A 25,023-nucleotide genomic window follows, 5' to 3' on the forward strand; every position below is an offset into this window, starting at 1 on the left:
CATGTCATCTGGTGGGAGTTCGAAGGTCTGGTCCCTCATGTCGCTGGGCTCCTCGGTGGGCGCAGCGATCGCGGCCCGCAAGGCGCTCGAGGCGTCCTGGAAGACGGCGGCACGGCGCAAGCCGCCCGCCAACCCGGCCGACCCCGACATCGACGTCTGGGAGGCCGTGACCTGGGCGATCGCGACCGGCGCCATCGCCTCGGTGGCCCGGATGCTCGCCCAGCGCCGCGCAGCGGAGTACTACACCCGCTCGACCGGGCACCTGCCCCCGCCGTTGCAGAAGGACGGCCAGTAGCCGCCCCGGACCCGGACGACGAAGGCCCGGTCCCCCTCGGGGGGCCGGGCCTTCGCGTGCGTCTGCGGGTCGAGCGGTGCTGGCTCAGTCGCAGTCGCGGCAGATCATCTTCTTCTCGTTCGCCAGCTGTGAACGGTGGTGCACCAAGAAGCAGCTCATGCAGGTGAACTCGTCCTCCTGCTTGGGCTTGACCTCGACGGACAGCTCCTCGTGCGACAGGTCCGCACCGGGGAGCTCGAAGGATTCGGCCGCCTCGGTCTCGTCCTCGTCGACCTTGCCGGAGTTCTTGTCGTGGCGGCGAGCCTTGAGCTCCTCGATGCTCTCCTCGGACTGGTCTTCCTCGTTCTTGCGCGGTGCGTCGTAGTCGGTGGCCATCGTCGCCTCACTCCCCTCGTCGTCTCGTCTGCTCGAATGCTCGTGAGTGTCGTCGGCGCCAGATTGTGCACCATGGCGGTCAACGACGACACACCGGCTGGTGTACCGCCGCGTGAACGCCGGACCAGAGCCCGGTTATTCCCCGGTCGGTCCGCCGGCCGCGTAGCCGGCCGCCCGCACCAGGGCACGGAACTCCTCGAAGACGTGCGCGGGGGCGCACAGCAGCAGGTCGCGTCCGCTCGCGCCGGGTAGCACCTCGGTGCGGGCGCCCGCTGCACGGGCCACGAGGGCGCCGGCGGCGTGGTCCCACAGGTGCACGCCCTCCTCGACGTAGGCGTCGACGGTGCCCTCCGCGACCGCGCACAGGTCGAGCGCGCACGAGCCGAGCCGGCGCACGTCGCGCACCTGCGGCAGCAGCCGCACCAGCGAGCGGGCCTGCTGCTCGCGCACCTCGCTGTCGTAGGAGAACCCGGTGGCCACGAGCATCTGCGCCAACGGCGCCGGGCCGCGTACGCCGACGGGGCGGCCGTCGCGGGTCCCGACCGGGCCGTGGGGGCCCAGGTGCGCGGCGTACTCGGTGCCGGTGGCGACGTTGAGCACGACCCCGGCGACCGTGCGGCCCTCGACCTCGGCGGCGATCGACACGGCGTACTGCGGCAGCCCGTAGAGGAAGTTCACGGTGCCGTCGATGGGGTCGACGACCCACCGGACGCCCGAGGTGCCCGCGACGTCGTCGCCCTCCTCGCCGAGGACCGCGTCGTCGGGGCGGGCCTCGAGCAGCAGCCGCCGGATGAGCACCTCGCTGGCCCGGTCGGCCTCGGTGACGACGTCGACGTCGCTGGACTTGGTCGCGGCCACGGCGACGCCCCGCTCGCGGTGCTCGCGCACCAGGGCGGCAGCGGCGCGGGCGACCTCGAGCGCCAGGTCGCCCAGCTGCGCGGGCAGCTCCGGTGGCCGGCTCACGTGTCGCGGCCGCACAGCGCGGGCCGCTCGGCGCGAGGGTTGGCGCAGCAGCCGACCGGGCACACGTCCCACATCGGGCCGGTGTCGCCGACGCTGGCGCGCACCACGTCCTCGCCGCGCTCGACGGTGGCGCGCTCCACGAGCAGGTCGCGCACGGTGGCCACGAACCGGGCGTCGGTGCCGGCGGTCGCGGCCCGGCGCACCGGCAGCCCGATCCGCTCGGCGGTCTCCACCGCCTCGGTGTCGAGGTCGTAGATGACCTCCATGTGGTCGGACACGAACCCGACGGGCACCATCACCACCGCCGGCACGCCGCGGTCGCGCAGAGCCTCGAGGTGGTCGTTGATGTCGGGCTCGAGCCACGGGGTGTGCGGCGAGCCGCTGCGCGAGCAGAAGACGAGGTCGTGCTCGTGGAGGGTGCCGGTCTCGGCCGCGACCTTCTCGGTGATGACCCGCGCGACGTCGCGGTGCTGCGCGACGTAGGCGCCTGCGCCCTCGTACCTGGCGGTGGGGTCGCCGCTGGTCTCGTTCATCGAGTCCGGGATCGAGTGCGTGACGAAGACGAGGCGGGCGCCCGCGCGGACCCCGTGCGGCAGGTCGGCCAGCGCGGCGAGGGTCGCGTCGACGTTGGGCTCCACGAAGCCGGGGTGGTTGAAGTAGTGGCGCAGCTTGTCCAGGCGCACCGGCGATCCCTCGACGCCGCCGGGCAGCGCGTCGACGGCGTCCCACAGGTTCTCGCGGTACTGCCGGCACGACGACCACGACGAGTAGGCGCTGGTGACGAAGCAGGCCGCCCGGCTGATGCCGTCCTCGGCCATCTGCGCGAGCGTCTCGGTGAGGTAGGGGTCCCAGTTGCGGTTGCCCCAGTAGACCGGGAGGTCGATGCCGGCTCCGGCCAGGTCGGCCTCGATGGCGCTCTTGAGCGCCCGGCACTGGTCGTTGATCGGCGAGCGCCCGCCGAAGAGGTGGTAGTGCTTGCCGACCTCCTCGAGGCGCTCACGCGGGATCCCGCGGCCGCGGGTCACGTTCTCGAGGAAGGGCACCACGTCGTCGGGACCCTCGGGCCCGCCGAAGGAGACCAGCAGGAGCGCGTCGTAGGGCTGGACGTCGGGGCCGGTCACGGGAGTAGCCATGCCGCCATCGTAGGGAGCCCCCCCTTCACCCTCGAAGAAGGGATTCGCGGCCGCGCCCGGCGCAGGCATACGCTCCGACCGGATGCTGACGTCGTACAGCCGCGTCCTGGGTCGGCCCGGTGCCCTGCGGTTCAGCCTCACCGGGATGTTCGCGCGCCTGCCCATCAGCATGGTCGGGCTCGGCATCGTCCTGCTGGTCCAGTCCTCGACCGGGTCCTACGGCCTGGCCGGGGCGGTGTCCGCGGCGTACATGCTGGCCAACGCGCTGCTGGCGATCGCCCAGGGCCGCCTCGTCGACCGGCTCGGCCAGGGCCCGGTGCTGAGCACCGTCAGCGTGGTGTTCGGCGTGGCGCTGGTGCTGCTGATCTGGTCGGTGCGCGCCGACTGGCCCGTGGCTGCGACGTACGCCGCCGCCGCACTGGCCGGGGCGAGCCTGCCCCAGATCGGCTCCTGCGTGCGCGCCCGCTGGTCGCACGTGCTCGAGGCGCCGGCCGAGGTGCAGACCGCCTACGCGCTCGAGGCCGTGGTCGACGAGGTCTGCTTCATCCTCGGCCCCATCCTGGTCACCGTCCTGGCCACCAGCGTGCACCCCGTCGCCGGTCTCGGGTCGGCCCTGGTCTTCGGCGTGGTCGGCGGCCTGGCCTTCGCCGCCCAGCGCGGCACCGAGCCGCCGCCGCAGCGCCACGACCGCGCCACCGGGCGACGCCCGGGGCTCCCGTGGCGCACCGTGGTCCCCCTGGTGGCCGTCTCGTTCCTGCTCGGGGTGCTGTTCGGGGCCGCCGAGGTCACCACCATCGCGTTCGCCGACGAGCGGGGCAACCGCGCCTGGGCGGGCGCGCTGCTGGCCCTGTGGGCGTTGGGCAGCCTCGTCTCGGGCGTCATCACCGGCGCCGTCATCTGGCGCGCGGGCCCGGCCACCCGGCTCAAGTGGGGTGCGCTGGCGATGGCCGCCGCGATGGCCCCGCTCCCCTTCATCGGCTCGCTGCCGCTGATGGGCGTGGTGCTGCTCATCGGGGGCGCGGCGATCGCGCCGACCATGGTGGCGACCATGTCGCTCACCGAGGCGACGGTGCCGCGCAGCCGCCTGACCGAGGGCATGTCGGTGATGCAGACCGGCCTGATCGCCGGCGTCGCCCCCGGGGCCACCCTGTCCGGCATCGTCGTGGACGCCTCCGGGGCCTCCGCCGCCTACCTGGTCTCGGCCGCCGCCGGGCTGCTGGCCGTGCTCGCCGCCCAGACCCTGCCCCGCCGGCTGCCGGTGCCGGCGGACCCGGTCACTTCCGGTGCGGGTCCCGCAGCACCCTGATCCCCGCCCAGGCGGCGAGCGGGACGAGCACGAGCACGGCGATCACGGTCCACAGCATCCGCCCATCGTGCCAGGTCCGCGACCGCTACGGTGCTCGCCATGTGGGTGAACTGGTCGGGGACGGAGTCGGCGCGCCCGGTGCGTGTCGAGCAGCCCCAGGGCGTCGAGGACGTCGTGGCGGCGGTGCAGCGGGCGCGCGAGGAGCGCACGACGGTGAAGATGGTCGGCACCGGCCACAGCTTCACCGCCGTCGCCGCGCCCGAGCACACGATGCTCACCCCGGGCGGGATGAGCGGCGTCGTCGCCGTGGACCGCGAGGCGATGACGGTGACGGCCCTGGCCGGCACTCCCCTGCACTTGCTCAACAGCACCCTCGAGCGGTTGGGCCTGTCCCTGCACAACATGGGCGACATCGCCGAGCAGACCCTGGCCGGCGCGGTCTCCACCGGCACCCACGGCACCGGCGGCGTCACCTCCGGGCTCGCCGCCCAGGTGGTCGGGCTCGAGATGGTCACCGGCGCGGGCGAGGTGCTGCGCGCCGACGCCGCCCACCATCCCGACGTGCTCGCCGTGGCTCGGCTGGGGCTCGGCGCCCTGGGGGTGCTCACCACCCTGACCTTCGCCGTGGAGCCGCTGTTCGTCCTCGAGGCCCACGAGCAGCCGCTGGGCTGGGACGAGGCGCTCGACGGCTTCGACGACCTGGTCGCCGCGCACCACCACGTCGACCTCTACTGGTTCCCGCACACCGACCGGGTGCAGGCCAAGTGCAACGACCGCCTCGACGTGCCGCTCGCCGAGGCCCGTCCGCTGCCGCGCTGGCGCCACGTGCTCGACGACGACCTGCTGCAGAACACCGTCTTCGGCGCCCTGACCGCCGCTGCGGCCCGGGTGCCGGCCCTCGTCCCCCCGCTGAACCGGGCATGCTCGGCGCTGCTCTCCGAGCGCACCTACAGCGACGTGTCGCACCGCGTCTTCACCGCCCGGCGCTCGGTCGTCTTCCGCGAGATGGAGTACGCCGTCCCGCGTGCGGCCGGCGTCGAGGTGCTGCGCGAGGCGCGGGCCGCGATCGAGGCCTCGGGGCTGCGGATCAGCTTCCCCGTCGAGGTGCGCGTGGCGCCGGCCGACGACGTGGCGCTGTCGACCGCGCAGGGCCGCGACACGACGTACCTGGCCTTCCACACGCACCGCTCGACCCCGCACGCGGAGTACTTCGCGCTGCTGGAGCCGATCCTGCGCGCCCATGACGGACGGCCGCACTGGGGCAAGATGCACACCCGCTCCGCGACCGACCTGGCGCCGACCTACCCCCGCTTCGAGGAGTTCCTGGCGATGCGGGACCGGCTCGACCCCGACCGGGTGCTGACCAACGCGTACCTGCGTCGGGTGCTGGGCGACTGACCCCGACGTCTCAGACGCTGGCCGAGCCCCGTGGCAGGGGTGCCTGCCACCCGCGCCAGACGGCGAGCAGCCGCCAGACCAGGCAGACCGACGCTCCCGTGAGAGCCGCCACCACGACCGGCAGCCCGCCGCGCTCCATCAGCACCGCGACCATCGCCCCCGCGATGGCGGGCGTGGCGTAGAGCTCGCCGCGGAACACGATCGGCACCCGGCCGGCGAGGACGTCGCGCACCATCCCGCCACCGATGCCGGTGACCATGCCCAGCAGCGCCGCCGGCAGCGGACCGAGCCCGTAGTCGACGGCCTTGAGCGCTCCCGCGACGCAGAACAGGGCCAGGCCGAACGCGTCGAAGACCGTCACGAGCCGCTCCATCCGGCCCAGCGCCGGGTGGTAGACGAAAGCCAGCAGCCCCGCGGCGATCGGGACGAGCAGGTAGCGCCAGTCGGCCAGGGCGGCCGGTGGGGTGGCGTCGATCAGCACGTCGCGCAGGAACCCTCCGCCCAGGCCGGTCGTGCCGGCGAGCACCAGGACGGCGAAGAGGTCGAGGTCCTTGCGCACCGCGACCAGCGCACCGGAGATCGCGAACACGAAGATGCCGATGAGGTCGAGGACGATGAGGGTCGGGGCGGGCTCGACTGGTGGCACCCGTGGAGGCTACCCAGGATCCGGTCCGAGCAGGGCCCGGCGTCCACGTACTGCGGGTCCCGCTGGCGTAGGCTCAGCGCACCGGAGTGTCGAAGGCGCAGAGACCTGCGTGGCGGCGTTGGCAAGGAGGTGGCCCGGACATGGTGCACCTGACCCTCGCGGGGGTGAGCGAGGACGGGAAGCGCTTGCTCCTGGTCAGCGACGACGGGGTCGGGTTCAGCCTCGACAACGACGCCAGGCTCCGGGCCGCGCTGCGCGGCGAGACCTCACGACTCGGCCAGTTGGAGATACAGATGGACAGCGTCCTGCGCCCCCGCGACATCCAGGCCCGGATCCGGGCGGGCGAGAGCCCCGAGTCGGTGGCTGCCGCGGCCCAGACCAGCGTCGACCGCATCCTGACCTACGCCGGCCCCGTGCTCGCCGAGCGCGAGCACGTGGCCCAGCGCGCCCAGAAGAGCTCGGTACGCCGCACCGCCGGCGCCGACGGCGTGCGCACCCTGGGCGAGGCCGTCGAGGCGCACCTGCGCGTCGAGCAGGTCGGCGCCGACGTGGTCACCTGGGACGCCTGGCGGCGCGAGGACGGCCGCTGGTGCCTCACCGGCGAGTTCGACACCCGCTCGCGCAGCGGTCTCGCACACTTCACCTACGACATGCCCGGCAACTTCGTGCTGCTCGACGACGAGGACGCGCGCTGGCTGGTCGGTGAGGTGATCGCCACCGCGACCCTGCCCAGTCCCCTCGACGACCTGCAGCAGGCGCGGGCGCGCCGCCGCGTCGCCCTCGACGACGAGGAGCTGCCGCTCGGCGAGGACGCCATCGGGATGGTCTCCCCCGAGCCCGAGCCCGAGCCCGAGTCGCCCGAGTCGCCCGGGGAGCCGGTCGACGAGCCCGACGCGCCGGTCGCCCGGGCCGAGCCGGAGGTCCAGCCCGAGCCGGAGCCCGAGCCTGCGCCGGAGGCGCCGCCGAGGCGACCGGTGCGCAAGAGCCGTGGTCGCGCGTCCGTGCCGAGCTGGGACGAGATCATGTTCGGCGGCGGCAAGCAGGAGTAAAACCCGCCCGACTGCGGGGCCCGACTGCTCGACCCTCCCGCGCAGGGGTGACCTGGCACTAGTCTCCCGACATGTCCTACTTCGTCACCGGCGCCACCGGGTTCATCGGCCGCTTCCTCGTCGAGGAGCTGCTCGACCACCGTGACGGCGAGGTGTTCGTGCTCGTGCGCGCGGGCTCGCTGGCGCGCATGGAGGCGCTGATCCGCCGCTGGGGGTCCACCCGGGTCACGCCGGTCGTAGGTGACCTGTCGGCCGACGGCCTCGGGGTCGACCCGTCCTGGGTCGCCGAGCACCGGGGCGAGATCGAGCACTTCTTCCACCTCGCGGCGATCTACGACATGACCGCCGACGACGCCACGAACGAGACGATGAACGTCGGGGGCACGCGCCAGGCGCTCGCCCTGGCCGGGGCGCTGGAGGTCGGCTGCTTCCACCAGGTCAGCTCCGTGGCGGCGGCCGGGGAGTTCCAGGGGGCCTTCGACGAGACGATGTTCGACGAGGGCCAGCACCTGCCCTCGCCGTACCACCGCACGAAGTACGAGTCGGAGCGGATCGTGCGCGAGGAGGCGAGCGTCCCGTGGCGGATCTACCGGCCCTCGATCGTGGTCGGCGACTCGCAGACCGGTGCGATGGACAAGATCGACGGTCCCTACTACTTCTTCTCGCTGATGAAGACGATGCGCGACGCGCTGCCCGCCTGGCTGCCCCTGGGCTCCGTCGACATGGGCGACACCAACGTGGTGCCGGTCGACTACGTGGTCAAGGCGATGGACCACCTGGCCCACCTCCCCGGCCACGACGGCGAGGCCTTCCACCTGGTCAACCCCGAGCCGCAGCCGGTCGTCGACATGATCAACGCCTTCTGCGCCGCGGCCGGAGCGCCGACCTTCGCGCTGGGGCTCGACCGCGGGCTGGTCCGCCGGCTGCCGCGAGCGATCCAGCCCGCCGGTCTGCTCTCGGCCGTCGGCCGGCTCGGGCCGCTGCAGTCGGCGCTCGACCTCATCACCAGCCGGTTCGGCGTGCCGGCCGAGGTGCTGGCGCACACCAGCTTCAGCGCTGTCTTCGACTCCCGGCGCACCGAGCGGGCGCTGGCCGGCTCCGGCATCGCCGTGCCCGACCTGGAGTCCTACGCACGCACGCTCTACTGCTACTGGGAGGAGCACCTCGACGAGACCACGGCCCGCGACCCCCGGATCCGTGCGGCGCTCCAGGGCAAGTACGTCGTCATCACCGGCGCCTCGTCGGGCATCGGGCAGGTCACCGCGCACAAGGTCGCCCAGGCCGGCGGCATCCCGGTGCTGGTGGCGCGCGGCAAGGACAAGCTCGAGGACGTGCGGGCGATGATCGAGGTGCGCGGCGGGCAGGCCCTGGTCTACCCCTGCGACCTCTCCGACCTCGACGCGATCGACGCCCTGTGCGTGCAGCTGTGCGCCGAGCTGCCCTCGGTCGACTTCGTGATCAACAACGCCGGCCGCTCGATCCGCCGCTCGCTGCGGCTCTCCCACGACCGGTTCCACGACTTCGAGCGCACCATGGCGCTCAACTACTTCGGCGCGATCCGGTTGGTGATGGGCCTGCTGCAGACGATGCAGGAGCAGAAGCGCGGCCACGTGGTCAACGTCAGCTCGATCGGCGTGCAGACCAACCCGCCGCGGTTCTCCGCCTACGTCGCCTCGAAGTCGGCGCTGGACTCGTGGAGCAACGTGGTGGCCTCCGAGCTCGTGGGCGACGGCGTCACCTTCACCGGCATCCACATGCCGCTGGTGCGCACGCCGATGATCGCGCCGACCAAGATCTACGACAAGTTCCCCACGATCTCACCGGCGCAGGCCGCCGACCTGGTCATCGAGGCGATGGTCGAGCGTCCGCACGAGATCAACACGCTGCTCGGCAACGCCGGCGCGATCGCGCACACCGTGGCGCCCAAGCTGACCTTCCGGCTGCTCAACATGGCCTACCACGTCTTCCCCGACTCCGCCGCCGCCAAGGGCGAGGGCTCCTCCGGCACGCGGGAGACCGAGCAGATCATGCTCGCCAAGATCTTCAAGGGCATCCACTGGTAGGTCAGCCGCGCTCCACGGGGCGGTCGGGGTCGGCGCTCCACTCGCTCCAGGACCCGACGTACAACGCCGCCCGCACACCGGCGACCTCCATCGCCAGCACGTCGTGGCAAGCGGTGACGCCGGAGCCGCAGTACGCCGCCACGTCGGCGCCGGGGACCGCGCCCACGCTCGCGTAGGTCTCGCGCAGGGCGTCGGCGTCGCGGAACGTGCCGTCGTCGGACAGGTTGGCGCCGGTGGGCACGTTGACCGCGCCGGGCACGTGGCCCGCGACCGGGTCCATCGGCTCGACCTCGCCGCGGTAGCGCTCCGGGGCGCGGGCATCGACGAGCACGTCGACGTCGAGGACGCTCCCGAGCGGCACGACCGGCATCTCGCCGGGACTGGCGGTGAAGCCACCGGGCGTCGGCTCGACCGGCGCGGTGTCGACGGTGTCGGTGGTCTCGACGGGGCCGCCGGCGCGCAGCCACGCGGCCCAGCCGCCGTCAAGCACGCGCACGTCGCGGTGGCCGTGGTGGCGCAGCAGCCACCAGGCGCGCCCGGCCGCCAGCCCCGACCAGTCGTCGTACACGACCACGGGGCGGTCGTCGTCGACCCCGAGGCGGCGCATCGCCGCCTCGAAGTCGGCGGCCTCGGGCAGCGGGTGCCGTCCACCGCCGTCGGGGCTGGTCGCCGGCGGGGCCGCGAGGTCGCGGTCGAGGTCGACGTACGCCGCCCCCGGGACGTGCCCGGCCGCGTGCTCGTCGGGGCCCGCAGGGCCGCCGAGCCGGTAGCGCACGTCGAGCACCGTGACCCGCGGACCGGTCTGCTGGTCGAGGAGGTCGCGCAGCGCCGCAGCACTGATGAGGGGGCTGTTCCGGGGGTTGTCCTGGGGGCTGCTCATGACCGCCATCGTGCCGCACGGGCGTGGACGTGACAGGATCGCGCCCCGTGGCTGAACTGCACTTCTTCACCGGGACCATGGACTCGGGCAAGAGCACCCTGGCGCTCCAGACGAACCACAACCACGCCGCTCGCGGTCGGCAGGGACACATCTTCGTGACCCGCGACCGCGCCGGGCAGGGCCAGATCACCAGCCGGCTCGGGCTGACGCACGAGGCGCGCGAGATCGACGCCGACTTCGACTTCTGGCGCCACGTCGTCGACAGCCTGACCCGGGGCAGCCGCATCGACTACGTCATCTGCGACGAGGTGCAGTTCTACACCCGCCTGCAGGTCGACCAGCTCGCGAAGGTCGTCGACGAGCTGCAGATCGACGTCTTCGCCTTCGGCATCCTCACCGACTTCCGCACCGAGCTCTTCCCGGGGTCCGCGCGGATGGTCGAGCTCGCCGACCGGATGCACGTGCTCCAGGTCGAGGCGCTGTGCTGGTGCGGCAAGCGCGCCACGCACAACGCACGCACCGAGGACGGCGTCATGGTCACCGACGGCGAGGTCATCGTGGTCGGCGACGTCGACAGCCCTGCGCCCACCCCGGACGCCGACGCCGACGTCGCCTACGAGGTCCTCTGCCGCCAGCACCACCGCCGCCGCCTCACCGCCGCCCGCGCCAAGGCGGTCTCGCTGGCGCCGGAGCCGTTGCCGTTCGGCTGATCGTCATCGCTGCTCGAGCGTTGTCGAGACCCGGCGACCCCCATCGTTGGTCGAGCAGCGAGGGCCGAAGGCTCGAGCGTTGTCGAGACCCGGTGACCCCCAGACCACCCGCCGCGCGACCGACCGATGCTCACAGCTCGCGCAGGCGCTCCTCCATGCTGGCGGCGACCTTGTCGGCGAGCACCTTCAGCGCGGCCGGCATCAGCGGCGTCGCGAGCTTGGCGGCACCCTGCGGCGTGAACTCGGCGTGGTACGTCACCGAGGTGCCCCCGGTCCCGGTGTCGCTGAAGGTGATGGTGTCGAGCAGCTGGATCGAGCCTGCGTCCCCCTCCAGCTGGAAGGTCCGGTGCTCGTCGAACCGGGTCACCGTGTAGTCGACCTCCTGCTCGGAGCCGAGGAGCTTCGAGACGTTGTGGTAGGTCGTCCCGACTCCCCCGTCACCCCCGGTGCGCACGGTGCTGACCGTCGGCGGGTCCCACTCCTCGCTGTTGCGGAAGTCGGTCAGGTAGTCCCAGACCTTGCTGATCGGCTGGTCGACGGTGACGGTGCGCTCGACTGACGGCACGTGGCTCTCCTTGATCGGTGGATGGTTCCTCCCCCCACTACCCATCTCCCGCTCGCACCAGCCCCACCCCGCGGGTGACCCATGCACCGCCGGTCGAGCAGCGAGGGCCGAAGGCTCGAGCGACCGTCGAGACCCCGCAAGACAACCACCCACAGATCCCCCAGAACCCCTTGACCCGAACACCAGTTCGAGTAAAGTAGGGACATGGCCACCCAGGAGCTGGAGCACTGCGACACTGCCGACGCGGTCCTCGCCTACGCCCGCTCCTCACGCGCAGCCCGCGACCGGGCCGAGGTCGACCTGTACGAGGCCACCGTCGCCTGGGCCGTCATGCACTCCACCTACGACGACCGCCAGGCGGCCGTGCTGCCGGGCACCGACATGATGATCGAGCTCGCCGGCCTCGGGGCGCCGGAGGTCAGTGAGTTCGCGATCATCGAGTACGGCACCGCGCTCGGGATGTCGAGCGACGCCGCGGTGCGCTACATCGCCCACGTCGTCGAGATCCGCTACCGCCTCCCCCGCCTGCACGCCCAGGTCGTGGCCGGCCGGGTGCCGGTGTGGCGGGCCAGCCGTGTCGCCGAAGCCACCCTCGGACTCCCGCCGGAGGGTGCCGCGTTCGTCGACCAGCACCTCGCCCCCGTCGCCGCCACCCTCTCCTACGCCGGGATCGACCGCCTCGTCGAAGAAGCCCGCGCCCGGTTCGACCCCGAGGAAGCCGAGGAACGGCGCCTGATCGCGGCCGAGACCCGCAACCTCGCCATCCACCTCGCCTCCGCCACCGCCGGCGGCCAGCAGGTCGACGGCACCGTCGACATCACCGGCTGCCTCGACCTCGCCGACGCCCTCGACCTCGAGAACGCCCTCGCCCGCGAGGCCCGCAACCTCGCCCTCGCCGGCTCCGACCAGCCCCTCGACGTACGCCGCTCCCAAGCCGTCGGCGTCCTCGCCCGCGCCCAGACCACCCTCGACCTCACCGGCGACGACACCGCAGCCCGGGTGCCCGCACGGCAGGTGATCCTCAACGTCCACCTCACCGACCAAGCCCTGCGCGGCGTCGACCCCACCACCACCGGCGCCGGCATCCACCTCGCCCGCATCGAGCAGACCCGCAGCCTCACCACCCTCGACCAGGTCACCGAGTGGCTGCGCACCCCCGGCACCCAGGTCGCCTGGCGCACCATCACCGACCAGCCCAGCAATGTCCGTGGCGGCATCGACGCCGAGGCGTTCGAGCACCCCTTCCGCACCCAGCCGACCCCGACCGGACCGCGCAGACAGCCGGCGCCGATCATCAGCCAAGACATCCGCTGGTTCGCCGACCACCCCGGACTCCAGGCCTTCCAACGCCGCCCCGTCGACCTCACCACCACCGAGACCGTCGACACCTACGAGATCCCCGAACGCCTCGCCGAACAGACCCGCCAACGCCACCCCAGGTGCACCTTCCCGCACTGCACCCGACGGGCGCGACGCCGCAAGCCAGGTGAGACCCACCTCGACGTCGACCACATCAACGCCTACGACCCCGACGGCCCACCCGGCCAGACGAACACCCAGAACCTCGCGACCCTGTGCCGGCGCCACCACCGCGCCAAGACCCACACCGCCTGGCACTACCGAGCGACACCGACCGGGTTCCTGTGGACCAGCCCCCAGGGCTACCAGTACCTCGTCGAACCCCTCACCACCACCGACCTCGGCCGACAGCCACCAGACCCACCACCGACCCGGCCCGCATAGATCCAGCCGAGTTGCGACACCCCCGCCGCAGCAGCACCGCGACGGGGGCACCGGCACGCCCGGCAGCCAGGTCAGGCGACAAGAGTGTGGCGCTCCCGATCAACAGGGCTCACCCAGGACTCCACGCTCCAGCTGCCCGCCGACCTGACCTGCGAGTCCGGGGTCAGCGGGCCGGGTCTGGCCGCAGCATCCGCGCGTAGTACTCCAGGACCAGGGCGCTCACCAGCGCGAGGATCGACGGCACGGCCGGCAGGAACCGGTACGCCTGCACGTTGCTGGACCTGACCAGCCAGGCGAGCACGAGGATGGCGACCGCCCACCAGGCGACCGTCGCCAGCGGACGGACGACCGCCCACGCCACGCGGCGCTCACTCGCGCTCAGCATCGCCACGGGCGTGGGCACCGCTCGGTAGTCAGGTCCGCTTCCCGTCGGGACGTCACCGCTCACAGGTCCACCTCTCGAGTCGTGGAAGATCCCGGCCTCCACCTGAGGCCGCAGTCGCAGTCATCCTCCATCACCGACCGGACCTGCCCGGCCGGGCACGCAGGTAGGCGTCCATTTGGCTCAGGGTCGAGGCGAAGGCCGCGCGGTGCACCTCGCCGTCGATCCCCTCGGGGACGTCCGTGGCCGTGATCGTGACCAGCGTCCCGCTCGGCACGGCCTCGAGCGTCCAGGTCATCGTCATCGTCCCGGCGAACCTGGGGTCGTCCGAGACGAAGTCGACCTCCTCCACGACGCGCGTGGGCGCCTCGACCACGACGAACCTGGCCTCCACCACGTCCGTGTTGCCACCTGACTTGCCCGGGCCCGCCGGGTCGTCGTACGCGAGCACCATCCGGTAGCCGCCGCCCGCGCGGGCGTCGAACCAGTCGATGCGCCCCGTCATGCCCGCAGGCGGGAGCCAGGACGCGCGCGAGGCAGGATCGACCAGCGCAGCGAAGACCTCGGCGACCGCGGCGTGGACCGTCGCCGCACCGCTGTCCGTGCGCGTCACGTCCCCTCGATCCTGAGCCCGCACAGGGGCCACACGTCCGCCAGCACGAGCCCGAGCCTGCCAGGTCGACCGCCGCCCGGCCACGGGGTTTCAGTCGACGAGGACCGGGATCAGCATCTCGTCGGGCGTCAGCGAGCCGTGCATGCCCACGAGGCGGGCCTCGTAGGCCCAGTCGACGCTGGAGATCACCGCGGCGTCGCCCTGGCAGGCCACCACGACGTCTCCGATGCGGGGACGCACGGTCGGGTCGACCGCGCCGAACCAGCCGTGGGCGGTGGCCTCCTCGCGGGTGAGCACCTCGGCCTTGTCGCCGAGCACCGAGCGCCAGGTGGCGACCACGTCGTCCACAGCACCGCGCTGGCAGTAGAGCTGGCGGAAGCGGGCCTCCCCGCCGAAGAGCACGAGACCGTCGCGCAGCTCGTGCACGGTGTCGACGTCGACGCGCGACTCCAGCGGGGAGTCGACCATGCCGTGGTCGGCGACGACGACCAGACGGGTGGCGGGCGGCAGCGCCTCGCGCAGCTGCTCGGCCTCGTGGTCGATCATCGCCAGCTGCTGGAGCCACTCGCTCGACGCGACGCCGTACCGGTGACCGGTCCAGTCGAGGTCGCCGTCGTAGAGGTAGGTCAGCGACGGCTGGTGCGCCCCGGCGGCGACCGTCGCGGCGAGGCGCTCCCCCACCTTGTCCGCGCCGACGAAGTCGGCGCCGCGGTGCGCGACCATGGTCAGCCCGCTGCCCTCGAACTCGCGCTTGTTCACCACGCTCACCGCGACCCCGCGCTCGCGCAGCCGGGTGAAGGTGGTGGGGTGCGGCTGCCACTCGACGGGGTCGATGTCCTTCGGCCACATCAGCGCGTTGAGCAGCCTCTCGGTGCCCGGCACCCGCGAGGTGAACCCCACGACGCCGTGCGCACCCGGGGGCAGCCCGGTGCCCAGCGACGTCAGGCTGGTCGCGGTCGTCGAGGGCACGCCCGCGGTGGCCTCCGGCGCCGCGCTGCGCAAGGAGGACAGGTACGGCGCCACGTGGGCGTAGCGCTCCAGCAGCCGGGACCCGAGCCCGTCGACGAGGAACAGCACGTACGACGGTGCCTCGGGCAGCACCAGCCCGGCGTGCTCAGCGCCGTCGAGGCGCACCCCGAGGGCCGCACCGATCGCGGGCACCACGTCTGCCAGCGACCGGTCGCCGTAGCGGGGCGCCAGGAACGTCACGTCGCGGTCGGCGCCTGGTGGGTGCGCGCCGAGAGGGACTCGGCGAAGGACAGCAGCCCGGAGACGGCGTCCTTGCCGTCGGCGGCGGCCGAGACCCGCAGCGAGAAGTCGTCGGGCGCGAGGACGCCGGTGTAGCCGTGGTCGGCGTCGCAGGCCGGGTCGTTGCAGCCGGCCGGCTCGAGGTCCAGGCGGCTCACGCCGCCCCAGCCGATCGTCATCACGGCCTCGGCCGGGTGGCCGGGCCCGGAGGTCGGGTTGGCGACCATCCGGGTCACCACCACCGAGCGCACCGCGCTCAGGCGCACCGACTCGGTGGACGTGGAGGTGTAGGGCTCGGGCAGCAGGTCGTCGCCGGTGTGCTCGTCGGTGTGCGCCAGGACCAGCCGGCTCGGGGTCAGCACCACGACCGAGAGGTGGCGGCGCACCTCGTCGTGCTCGAAGGTCGGCTCGTGGTGGACGAAGAACGAGACCACCTGCTCCCCGGAGATGGCGGATTCGACCCCCTCGCCGACGACCTCGGGGTAGTAGCCGGTGCGGTCGATCGCGGCGCGCAGCTCGCGCAGCCGGTCGCCCTCGGTGCGGGAACGCATGCTCAGAACTCGTATCCGAAGGCGGTGACGTCGCGGGCGAACGCGGCCTCGACGCGACGCGCCATCTCGTCGGTGTACTCGCTGCGGTAGCGCGTGTCGCGCCCACCCAGCGTCGGACCCTCCTTGTAGTCAGGACGGGTCCGGTCGATGTTGACGCTCTGCAGCGGCTCCCACGGCAGCTCGAAGCGCGCCTGCACCGCGCGCAGGTCGGCCTCGAGGCTCTCCTGGCGACCGATCAGGTCGGCGCGACGGGTCTTGGTGGCCAGGTAGCGCCACTGCGGGGTCTGCAGCCGCGAGAACTCGTCGAGGCCCTTCATGATGAAGGACTCGAAGTCGGGGCAGGTCTCGGCCACCGAGCGGATGAACTGGTTCTTGCGGTCCAGCCGGCGCTCGCCGTCCTGGTCGGAGTCGCGGAAGCGCTCGACCATCCGGAACCACGAGAGCATCCGGGCCCACGGGTTGCGCACGATGCCGAACGTCCAGTACGACGTCAGGTCCGGCTCGGCGCGCAGGATCTGGCCCAGCGTGGCGTGCCGGTCGACGCCCTTGACCTGCCGCGCGTCGGGCAGGACCTCGGTCAGCCGGTTGTGGATGGTCGACCCACCGGTCTTCTGCACATGCACGAACAGCAGGCGCGCGCTGTCGGAGATCACCATGGTCACGGAGCATACGGGTAGCAGCGGCTCAGCCCGGCAGGGTGTCTCCCGGCTGCGAGGGCATCCGGCGCACGAACCAGTCCGAGCGCGAGTCGGCGGCCGGCTCGACCCGGGCCGCGGCCGTCAGCACCGTCGACCCGTCGGGTCCGGCGAGGACCAGCCCGAGCTCGAGCGCGGACAGCTGCGGCATGTCGTTCTGCAGCTGCGAGACCCGCCCGATCAGGCGCTCGACCTCCCCCACGTCGACCACGTCGCTGCCGCGGTAGCCGAAGAGCATCGGGCTCGCCTTGACCTCGCGCACCATGGCCGCGGCGTCGCGGGCACCCAGCGGCGGGATCCGGTAGGCCCGGTCCCCCAGCAGCTCGGTGAGCGGCCCGGAGATCCCGAAGGACACCACCGGACCGAACAGCGGGTCCTCGATGCTCGAGATCATCACCGGCACGCCGGGCGGCGCGGTGCGCTGGATGGAGAACCCGTCGACCAGGTCGTCCTCGCCGACCAGCGCCGAGAGGGAGGCCCAGGCATCGCGCATCTGGTGGTCCCCGTCGATGTTGCGCCACACGTGCGCCAGGTCGGGACGCTCGCGCAGGTGCTCGGCGGTGGCCTTGAGCACCACGTCCCAGCCCAGCTCGACCGCCGCGGCGTTGGCCTCGGCGAGGCTGCCGACCGTCCGGGCCGGCCACAGCTCGATGTCGTAGGCGCGCAGCAGGGCCGTCAGGTCGTCGCGCTCGAGGGCGGCGCCCGAGGGGTTCTCTGCGAGCACCCGGTTCACGATCCCCCGGGCGGTGTCCTCGTCGACGGAGTCGGAGTCCAGCGGCGCACCGTCCGGGGTGCGCAGCCACACGGCGTAGTCGACGACACGGGCCAGGGCGCGCACCGCGGCCTCGACCGCGGGGTACGACGGCACGGAGCCGCGCCCGGCCGTGGACCCGGCCACGTCGGGCACCCGCAGCAGCTCGGGGACGCCCTCGACGCCGAGGAAGGTGGAGACCAGGGGCTTGTCGGACTGCTCGCCGATGGCGGCCAGCACGTTGGCGACCTCCTCACCGCTCACGTTGAGCGGCGGGGTGTAGACCGCCACGACCGAGTCGACGTCGGGGTCGTCGATGGCGGCGTCGAGGGCGTCCTCGAAGTCCTCGGCGGTCGCGTCGGCGCCCAGCGGCACCGACTTGTTCACCACCAGGCCCACCGCGGCCGCCGGGTCGGCGGCCAGCAGGCCCAGGGCGTCGGAGTTGCCGACGATCGCGACGCTGCGCCCGCGGGGCAGCGGTTGGTGGGCCACGAGCTGGGCGACGTCGAACATCTCGTCGAGGGTGTCGACCTGGATGATCCCGGCCTGGCGGAACATCGCGTCGACGGCGGCCGGCGGGGCGGCGATCTTGCGCACCGCGTGCCCCATCGGGACACCCTGGGTGGTGCGTCCCGAGCGGACCGCGATGATCGGCTTGCGCAGCGAGACCCGCCGCGCGATCCGCGAGAACTTGCGCGGGTTGCCGATGGACTCCAGGTAGAGCAGCACGACCTCGGTCGTGTCGTCCTCCTCCCAGTACTGCAGCAGGTCGTTGCCCGACACGTCCGCACGGTTGCCGGCGCTGACGAAGGTCGACAGGCCCAGACCGCGGTTCTGCACCTTCTCCAGGATCGCCGAGCCGAGCGCTCCGGACTGGCAGAAGAACCCGGCGCGACCACGGGGCGGCATCACCGAGGACAGCGAGGCGTTGATCGAGACCGCGGGGTCGGTGTTGATGACGCCCAGGCAGTTCGGGCCGATCAGGCGCAGGCCGTAGGAGCGCGAGAGCCCCACGAGCCGGCGCTGGCGCTGGCGGCCCTCCTCACCGGTCTCCGCGAAGCCGCTCGAGATGACCACCAGGCCGTGCACGCCCTTGGCGGCGCAGTCGAGCACGACGTCCTGCACGGCGTCGGCCGGGACCGCCACGATCGCCACGTCGACGTCGTCGGGGATGTCGCCGACGCTCTTGTACGCCGGCAGCCCGGACACCGCGCCCGCCGTCGGGTTGACGGCGTACACCCGGCCGGTGAAGTCGCCCATCACCAGGTTGCGCACCAACGTCTGGCCGATCGTGTCCTGGCGGCGCGAGGCTCCGATGATCGCGACCGAGCGCGGGTTGAAGAACTTCTCGATGGAGGCGGACTCGGCGCGGTGCTCGCGGTCCTGCATCACCCCGATCGCGGTGTCGGTGGCGTCGATGGGGAAGTCGAGCTGGATGACCCCGTCCTCGAACTCGCTGGCCACGCGGTAGCCGGCGTCGCGGAAGGTCTGGATCATCCGGGCGTTGTCGGGCAGCACCTCGGCGGTGAACTTCTTCAGACCGCGCTCGCGCCCGGCCTGGGCGAGGTGCTCCAGGAGCAGCTGCGCGATGCCGCGGCCCTGGTGCTGGTCCTCGACGAGGAAGGCCACCTCCGCCTCCCCGGTGCGGACCCGGTCGTAGCGGCCCACCGCGATCATCCGGTCGGCCAGCACCAGCACCAGCGCCACCCGGTCGTGGTGGTCCACGCGGGTGAAGCGCTGGACGTCACGGTCGGACAGGCGCGGCATCGGCGAGAAGAACCGGTAGTACTTCGACCGGTCCGAGACCCGGCTGTAGAAGTCGACGAGCAGCTCGGCGTCGTCGGGGGTGATCGGCCGGATGTGCGCCGTGCGGCCGTCGCGCAGCAGCACATCGGCCTGCCAGTGCCGCGGCGCGCCCGGAGCCACGTCGGCCGTCGCCTCGGAGGTCACCCCGGACGCTGCCGGGGGCTCGCTGGGGTTCGGGGTCTGGTCCTGCGGGGGGCCTGCGCTCACGGTGCTGAACCTACCGAACTGTGCCCACCGGCGTGCCCGGGCGCGAGGACGCGGCACCGACCGGGAGAATGGTGGCCATGGCCAAAGGTTCCACCAAGCAACCGCTGCCCGACGACTTCGAGGAGCACATCCTCGACATCGACGTCGGTGACGAGATGCGCAGCTCGTTCCTCGAGTACGCCTACTCCGTCATCTACTCCCGCGCGCTGCCCGACGCCCGGGACGGGTTGAAGCCGGTCCAGCGGCGGATCCTCTACACGATGAACGAGATGCGCCTGCTGCCCGACCGCGGGCACGTCAAGAGCGCCCGCGTCGTCGGTGAGGTGATGGGTCGGCTGCACCCGCACGGCGACAGCGCGATCTACGACGCCCTGGTGCGCACCGCCCAGTCGTGGTCGATGCGGCTGCCGCTGGTCGACGGGCACGGCAACTTCGGCTCGCCGGACGACTCCCCCGCCGCCATGCGCTACACCGAGTGCCGGATGGCGCCGCCGGCCGTGGCGATGACCGCCTCGATCGACGAGGACACCGTCGACTTCAAGCCCAACTACGACTCGCGGGAGATGGAGCCGACGGTGCTGCCGGCGGCGATCCCCAACCTCGTCGTCAACGGCACCACCGGCATCGCGGTCGGCATGGCCACCAACTGCGCGCCCCACAACCTCGTCGAGGTGGTCCAGGCGCTGCGGCACATGGTCATCCACCCAGGCGCCACCATCGACGACCTGATGCGCTTCATCCCCGGCCCCGACCTGCCCACCGGCGGCAAGATCGTGGGCCTCGACGGCATCCGCGACGCCTACGAGACCGGCCGGGGCACCTTCAAGATGCGGGCGACCACCCGGATCGAGACGATCGGGCGACGCAAGGCCATCGTCGTCAACGAGCTGCCCTACGGGGTGGGCACCGAGCGGATCGTCGAGCGGATCAAGACCCTCGTCCAGGGCAAGAAGATCTCCGGCATCGCCGACATCAAGGACCTCACCGACCGCGAGCACGGCCTGCGGCTGGTGATCGAGGTCAAGAACGGCTTCGTCCCCGAGGCCCTGCTCGAGCAGCTCTACCGCCAGACCCCGCTCGAGGACTCCTTCGGCATCAACAACGTCGCCCTCGTCGACGGCCAGCCCCGCACCCTGGGCCTCAAGGAGATGCTCGAGGTCTTCCTGGGGCACCGCTACGACGTCGTGCGCCGACGCTCGCAGTTCCGGCGCACCAAGCGTGCCGACCGGCTGCACCTCGTCGACGGCCTGCTCATCGCGCTGCTCGACATCGACGAGATCATCCAGGTGATCCGCACCAGCGACGACGCGGGCGCGGCCCGGGAGCGGCTGACGACGGTCTTCGACCTCTCGGTGCTCCAGGCCGACTACATCCTCGAGATGCAGCTGCGCCGCCTGACCCGCTTCAGCCGCATCGAGCTGGAGAAGGAGCAGGAGCAGCTGCGGGCCGAGATCGAGGCGCTCGACGCCATCCTCGCCGACGACCAGCTGCTGCGCGAGGTCGTCTCCGACGAGCTCGCGGAGGTCGCCAAGACCTACGGCACCCCGCGCCGCACGGTGCTGCTGGAGTCGGCGGGCACGCCCGCCGCGGCCGCGGCGACGCCGCTCGAGGTCGCCGACGACCCCTGCTTCGCCTACCTGTCCTCCACCGGCCTGCTGGCCCGCTCCTCGAGCGCCGAGGCGCCGGGGGTCGGCGGCGGTCGCACGAACCACGACGTCGTGGTCTCCGCGGTCGCCACCACCGCCCGCGCCGAGGTCGGGGTGCTGACCAGCCAGGGCCGGGTGCTGCGCCTGGCCGTGCTCGACCTGCCCACGATCCCGGCCTCGGCCAACGACCCCAACCTGCAGGGCGGCGTACCGCTGAGCGAGCTGGTGTCCCTGGGCACCGGGGAGCGCGCCCTCGGGCTGTGCACGCTCGCCAGCGAGGGCCCGGGGCTCGCGCTCGGCACCAAGCAGGGCGTCGTCAAGAGGGTCAACCCCGAGGTGCTCAACCGCGACGACTGGGAGGTCATCGGGCTCAAGGACGGCGACGAGGTGGTCGGTGCCGTCGAGCTGGTCACCGGCCGCGAGTCGCTGTGCTTCGTGACCACCGACGCCCAGCTGCTGCACTTCGCCGCCGACCAGGTGCGGCCGCAGGGCCGCTCCGGCGGCGGCATCGCCGGCGTCCGGGTCACCGAGGGCCAGTCGGTGCTGTGGTTCGGGATGCTCGACCCCGACGCCCCCGAGGGGTCGGTGCTCGTCACGGCGTCGGGCTCCTCGACCGCGCTGCCCGGCACCGAGTCGGGTGCGGTCAAGGTCACCGCGTTCTCGGAGTACCCCGCCAAGGGGCGCGCCACCGGTGGTGTGCGCTGCCACCGGTTCCTCAAGAGCGAGGACGCCCTGGTGCTGGCCTGGGCCGGCACCGCACCGGCCCGGGCCGCCGCGGCCAGCGGGGCGCCGGTGGACCTGCCCGAGGCCACGGGTCGCCGCGACGGCTCCGGCGTCGTGGGCTCCCAGGCGATCGCCGCGTGCGCCGGACCGGTCGCGCTGCGGGTCCCGGCGACCGCCGCCCACGTGGCCGCTGCGGTGCCGGACGATGTGCAAGGCTGAGTGACATGCGTGCTCCCACTCTCGCGGCCCTGGCCGCAGCCGGTCTGCTGACCCTCGGCACCCTCTCCGCCTGCAGCGGCGACGACTCCTCGAGCGGCGAGGACGCCCCGACTGCCCAGGAGGTGCTCGCCGAGGCCAAGACGACCCTCGACGAGACCAGTGGCGTGCAGGTCACGCTCTCGACGAACGACCTCCCCGAGGGCGTCGAGGGCCTGCTGAGCGCCGACGGGGTCGGTGTGCCCGACCCGGCCGCCTTCGACGGCGTCATCCGGGTGCGCTTCGCGGGCTTCGAGCCCGAGGTGCCGGTGATCGCCGTCGACGGGGTCGTGCACGCCCAGGTCCCGCTGACCACCGGCTGGTCCCAGATCGATCCCGCCGAGTACGGCGCCCCCGACCCCGCTGCCCTGATGGCGGCCGACGGCGGCTTCTCCTCGCTGCTGACCAGCACCGAGGAGCTCGAGCAGGGCGAGCAGGTGCGCGGCGGCACCGACAACCGGGACGTGCTGACCACCTACACCGGCACCGTCGCCGAGGAGGTCGCGGCCACCATCATCCCCAGCGCCGAAGGTGACTTCGCGGCGTCGTACGCCGTCAGCGACGACGGCGAGGTGCGCTCCATCGAGCTCACCGGCAACTTCTACGGCGACGCCGGGTCGATGACGTACACGGTCGACTTCGACGGGTACGGCACCGCGCCCGACATCTCCGCGCCCGAGTGAGCGCTCGGAGCACCACCGACCGCGGCGCCCGGCTGCTGCTGGGCCTCGCCTCCGTGGCGGTCGCCTTCGCGGCCGCCGACACCTACGTGGTGGTCCTCGCCCTGGTCGACATGATGGCCGGCGTCGGGCTCTCCCCCGACCAGCTGCAGCGCGCCGCGCCGATCATCTCGGGCTTCCTGCTCGGCTACGTCGCCATGCTGCCCCTCATCGGCCGGATCGCCGACCTGCGCGGCCGGGTCCCTGTGCTGACGGCCTCCCTGGTGATCTTCGCGGTCGGCTCGATCGTCACCGCGGCCGCCTACGACATGCCCTCGATGGTCACCGGTCGCTTCCTCCAGGGTGTCGGGGGCGGCGGGCTGGTGCCGGCGACCCTGGCGCTGGTGGCCGACCTCTACCCACGCGAGCGGCGCGGGGTCCCGCTGGGGCTCGTCTCGGCGGTCCAGGAGATCGGCAGCGTCGTGGGACCGCTGTACGGCGCCGCGGTGCTGGCCTTCGCCGACTGGCGCGCGATCTTCCTGATCAACCTGGCCGTCGGGCTGGTGCTGGCCGCCGCCATCGCCACCCTCTCCGCGCGGGGCGGCGCGTCGAGCCGGCCACCCCGTGCTCGACGCGGCTGGCCCGACCTCGTCGGGATCCTCCTGCTCGTGCTGCTCCTGGTGGCCGGCGGGCTGGTCTTCCAGCCGCCGAACTCGCTGCGGGCCGACCTCGACTACGGCCGTCTCTTCATCCCCTTCGTCGACGGGGGCGGGCGTTGGCTGACCCCGGTCGGCGCGGCCACGGTGGTGCTGGCGCTGCTGCTCGTGGCCCGCACCCTCACCGCGCGACGACCGCTGGTCGACCTGCGCGCCTGGGGCCGGTCGCTGCGCGAGGCGGACGTGACCGGAGCGGCGTACCTGGCGGTGGCGCTGGGCGGGGTGATCCTCGCCTTCGCGACCGCCGACCCCAAGGTGCAGGTCTTCTCCGACCAGGGGCTCTGGTACCTCCTGGGCGCCGGGGTCGCGAGCATCGCCTTCGTCGTGCACCTGCGCCGGGCCAGCGACCCGCTGCTCCCCCGCGGTGCGCTGGCGGCACGGCCCGCCTGGGGCTCGGTCGTGGTCAGCTTCTTCATCGGGGCCGCCCTGATCGCCGCGCTCATCGACGTGCCGCTCTTCGCGCGCACCACGACGTACCAGGACTCCCAGCTGCTCGCGGCGCTGGTGCTCGTGCGCTTCCTGGTGGCCCTGCCCGTGGGCGCGGTCGTCGGTGGCTACCTGACCCGCACGGTGCCGGCCGGCGTCGTCACCGCGGTGGGGATGGCGATGGCCGCGGTGGCCTTCGTGATGATGTCGCGCTGGGACGTCACCGCGCTCGAGAGCTGGACGGCCACGGTGCCGCTGGTCGTGGGCGGGCTCGGCTTCGGCCTCGCGCTGGCCCCGGTCAACGCCGCGGTGCTGGCCAGCACCGCCGACGCCGTGCACGGGCTCGCGTCGGCCATGGTCGTGGTCGCCCGGATGGTCGGGATGCTCATCGGCATCTCGGCACTCACCACGATCGGCCTGCGCCGCTACTACGCCGAGCAGGCCGACATCCCCCCGATCCAGGACGTGTGCGCCGCCGGCACCACCCGCTGCGCGGAGTACTCCGACCTGTTGCGCACCGCGGGCATCGCCCAGGAGCAGACCGTCTTCCTCGGCGCCGCCGCCTGCGCGCTCGTGGCCGCGGTGCTCGCCCTGGTCCTCCTGCGGGGCGCCGACACACGTGCTGCAGGTCACGGCCGAGACGTGGGGTCCGGGGTGCCCGCGGTCGGCTAGGTTGCGGTTCATGGCAGCCAACGACCTGACCCCCGGCTTCGACGACCTCCTCGAGGCCAACCGCTCCTTCGCCGACACCTTCGACCTCGCCGGGTTCGACGGCGTCGCCAAGGCCGGTGTCGCGATCGTGACCTGCATGGACTCGCGCATCGACCCGCTGGGGATGATCGGGCTCAAGCCCGGCGACGCCAAGATCTTCCGCAACCCCGGTGGCCGCGTCACCCCGCAGGCGCTCGAGGCCCTGGTGCTCGGTGCGCACCTGCTCAACGTCCAGCGCATCCTCGTCATCCCGCACACCCGCTGCGCGATGGCCAGCGCCACCGAGGCCGAGCTGCACGAGCGGGTGACCGCCTCCGCCGGCTCCGACTCGACCTGGCAGAGCTTCAGCGTCGTCACCGACCAGGAGGCCACCCTCGCCGAGGACGTCGCCAAGGTCCGCTCGCACCCGCTCATCCCCGACACCCTCCAGGTCGGCGGCTTCATCTACGACGTCGACTCGGGCCTGCTGACCCAGCTCTGCTGAGACCCGCCTGCTGCGGTTTCCCCG

At 72.7% G+C, this 25,023-nt stretch carries 23 protein-coding genes; 11 read left to right on the forward strand and 12 right to left on the reverse strand.

Annotation, left to right across the window (positions count from 1 at the left end; genetic code table 11):
* Positions 1-37: 37 nt before the first annotated feature.
* Entirely contained in the window at positions 38-295 is a 258-nt protein-coding gene (locus tag I601_RS17780; RefSeq protein ID WP_237089457.1) for a DUF4235 domain-containing protein, read from the forward strand.
* A gap of 84 nt (positions 296-379) precedes the next feature.
* Here the strand turns inward: I601_RS17780 and I601_RS17785 are convergent, their stop codons facing one another.
* From I601_RS17785 to I601_RS17795, 3 genes are all read right to left on the reverse strand, one after another.
* A complete protein-coding gene (locus I601_RS17785; RefSeq protein WP_068112715.1) occupies positions 380-670 on the reverse strand; it encodes a DUF4193 domain-containing protein in 291 nt (96 codons plus the stop codon).
* Between the two features lie 135 nt (positions 671-805).
* Complete coding sequence (locus I601_RS17790) at positions 806-1,633, reverse strand: inositol monophosphatase family protein (protein WP_068115224.1); 828 nt, start codon at positions 1,631-1,633, stop codon at positions 806-808.
* Positions 1,630-2,766 (reverse strand): ferrochelatase, encoded by a 1,137-nt coding sequence (locus I601_RS17795; protein WP_068112717.1) that lies wholly within the window; start codon positions 2,764-2,766, stop codon positions 1,630-1,632. Before I601_RS17795 ends, I601_RS17790 begins: the two co-directional genes overlap by 4 nt.
* A gap of 82 nt (positions 2,767-2,848) precedes the next feature.
* Here I601_RS17795 and I601_RS17800 point away from each other — a divergent pair, with 82 nt between their 5' ends.
* Positions 2,849-4,072 carry an MFS transporter gene (locus I601_RS17800; RefSeq protein WP_068112720.1) on the forward strand — a complete coding sequence of 408 codons (1,224 nt, stop codon included), beginning with the start codon at positions 2,849-2,851 and terminating at the stop codon, positions 4,070-4,072.
* A gap of 99 nt (positions 4,073-4,171) precedes the next feature.
* Positions 4,172-5,470: a D-arabinono-1,4-lactone oxidase gene (locus tag I601_RS17805; RefSeq protein WP_068112724.1), complete on the forward strand. Its 1,299-nt coding sequence runs from the start codon at positions 4,172-4,174 to the stop codon at positions 5,468-5,470.
* 10 nt (positions 5,471-5,480) lie between these two features.
* On the opposite strand, the gene I601_RS17810 is transcribed toward I601_RS17805, so the two are convergent.
* Positions 5,481-6,116, reverse strand: coding sequence for a trimeric intracellular cation channel family protein (locus I601_RS17810; protein WP_068112726.1), 636 nt, complete (start codon positions 6,114-6,116; stop codon positions 5,481-5,483).
* Between the two features lie 140 nt (positions 6,117-6,256).
* Here I601_RS17810 and sepH point away from each other — a divergent pair, with 140 nt between their 5' ends.
* On the forward strand, positions 6,257-7,165 hold the full coding sequence (gene sepH / locus I601_RS17815; protein ID WP_068112729.1) for a septation protein SepH: 909 nt from the start codon (positions 6,257-6,259) through the stop codon (positions 7,163-7,165).
* Between the two features lie 71 nt (positions 7,166-7,236).
* The gene (locus I601_RS17820; RefSeq protein ID WP_068112732.1) at positions 7,237-9,228 is read left to right on the forward strand and encodes an SDR family oxidoreductase; all 1,992 of its coding nucleotides are present in this window, start codon (positions 7,237-7,239) and stop codon (positions 9,226-9,228) included.
* Between the two features lies 1 nt (position 9,229).
* On the opposite strand, the gene I601_RS17825 is transcribed toward I601_RS17820, so the two are convergent.
* A complete protein-coding gene (locus tag I601_RS17825; protein WP_068112736.1) occupies positions 9,230-10,108 on the reverse strand; it encodes a sulfurtransferase in 879 nt (292 codons plus the stop codon).
* Between the two features lie 47 nt (positions 10,109-10,155).
* On the opposite strand from I601_RS17825, the gene I601_RS17830 reads away from it, so the two are divergent.
* Positions 10,156-10,818, forward strand: a complete 663-nt coding sequence (locus I601_RS17830; protein ID WP_068112738.1) for a thymidine kinase — start codon at positions 10,156-10,158, stop codon at positions 10,816-10,818.
* 130 nt (positions 10,819-10,948) lie between these two features.
* On the opposite strand, the gene I601_RS17835 is transcribed toward I601_RS17830, so the two are convergent.
* Positions 10,949-11,383, reverse strand: coding sequence for an SRPBCC family protein (locus I601_RS17835; protein WP_218917691.1), 435 nt, complete (start codon positions 11,381-11,383; stop codon positions 10,949-10,951).
* 204 nt (positions 11,384-11,587) lie between these two features.
* Between I601_RS17835 and I601_RS17840 the strand changes: the two genes are divergently transcribed.
* Positions 11,588-13,126 carry an HNH endonuclease signature motif containing protein gene (locus I601_RS17840; protein WP_068112745.1) on the forward strand — a complete coding sequence of 513 codons (1,539 nt, stop codon included), beginning with the start codon at positions 11,588-11,590 and terminating at the stop codon, positions 13,124-13,126.
* 163 nt (positions 13,127-13,289) lie between these two features.
* Here I601_RS17840 and I601_RS17845 read toward each other — a convergent pair whose 3' ends face one another.
* The 6 genes from I601_RS17845 to I601_RS17870 all read right to left on the reverse strand — a co-directional run bounded on the left by I601_RS17845 (position 13,290) and on the right by I601_RS17870 (position 19,316).
* Positions 13,290-13,529, reverse strand: a complete 240-nt coding sequence (locus I601_RS17845) for a hypothetical protein (RefSeq protein WP_068112748.1) — start codon at positions 13,527-13,529, stop codon at positions 13,290-13,292.
* 112 nt (positions 13,530-13,641) lie between these two features.
* Positions 13,642-14,121, reverse strand: coding sequence for an SRPBCC domain-containing protein (locus I601_RS17850; protein WP_068112752.1), 480 nt, complete (start codon positions 14,119-14,121; stop codon positions 13,642-13,644).
* 90 nt (positions 14,122-14,211) lie between these two features.
* On the reverse strand, positions 14,212-15,330 hold the full coding sequence (locus I601_RS17855) for an alkaline phosphatase family protein (protein WP_068112755.1): 1,119 nt from the start codon (positions 15,328-15,330) through the stop codon (positions 14,212-14,214).
* On the reverse strand, positions 15,327-15,920 hold the full coding sequence (locus I601_RS17860; protein ID WP_068112758.1) for a DUF5998 family protein: 594 nt from the start codon (positions 15,918-15,920) through the stop codon (positions 15,327-15,329). Before I601_RS17860 ends, I601_RS17855 begins: the two co-directional genes overlap by 4 nt.
* A 2-nt stretch (positions 15,921-15,922) precedes the next feature.
* The gene (locus tag I601_RS17865; protein WP_157520282.1) at positions 15,923-16,576 is read right to left on the reverse strand and encodes a sulfotransferase family 2 domain-containing protein; all 654 of its coding nucleotides are present in this window, start codon (positions 16,574-16,576) and stop codon (positions 15,923-15,925) included.
* Between the two features lie 28 nt (positions 16,577-16,604).
* Complete coding sequence (locus tag I601_RS17870; protein ID WP_084528201.1) at positions 16,605-19,316, reverse strand: bifunctional acetate--CoA ligase family protein/GNAT family N-acetyltransferase; 2,712 nt, start codon at positions 19,314-19,316, stop codon at positions 16,605-16,607.
* Positions 19,317-19,456: 140 nt separating this feature from the next.
* On the opposite strand from I601_RS17870, the gene I601_RS17875 reads away from it, so the two are divergent.
* From I601_RS17875 to I601_RS17890, 4 genes are read left to right on the forward strand one after another with little or no spacing between them, the layout of a single operon-like run.
* On the forward strand, positions 19,457-21,967 hold the full coding sequence (locus tag I601_RS17875) for a DNA gyrase/topoisomerase IV subunit A (RefSeq protein ID WP_068115231.1): 2,511 nt from the start codon (positions 19,457-19,459) through the stop codon (positions 21,965-21,967).
* Positions 21,968-21,972: 5 nt separating this feature from the next.
* Positions 21,973-22,686 carry an LppX_LprAFG lipoprotein gene (locus I601_RS17880; protein ID WP_068112765.1) on the forward strand — a complete coding sequence of 238 codons (714 nt, stop codon included), beginning with the start codon at positions 21,973-21,975 and terminating at the stop codon, positions 22,684-22,686.
* Positions 22,683-24,476, forward strand: coding sequence for an MFS transporter (locus I601_RS17885; RefSeq protein WP_068112768.1), 1,794 nt, complete (start codon positions 22,683-22,685; stop codon positions 24,474-24,476). The genes I601_RS17880 and I601_RS17885 overlap by 4 nt, the downstream gene beginning before the upstream one ends.
* A gap of 10 nt (positions 24,477-24,486) precedes the next feature.
* A complete protein-coding gene (locus I601_RS17890) occupies positions 24,487-24,999 on the forward strand; it encodes a beta-class carbonic anhydrase (RefSeq protein WP_068112771.1) in 513 nt (170 codons plus the stop codon).
* Positions 25,000-25,023 lie beyond the last annotated feature (24 nt).

It is taken from the genome of Nocardioides dokdonensis FR1436 (genome assembly GCF_001653335.1).
Taxonomy (GTDB): Bacteria; Actinomycetota; Actinomycetes; order Propionibacteriales; family Nocardioidaceae; genus Nocardioides; species Nocardioides dokdonensis.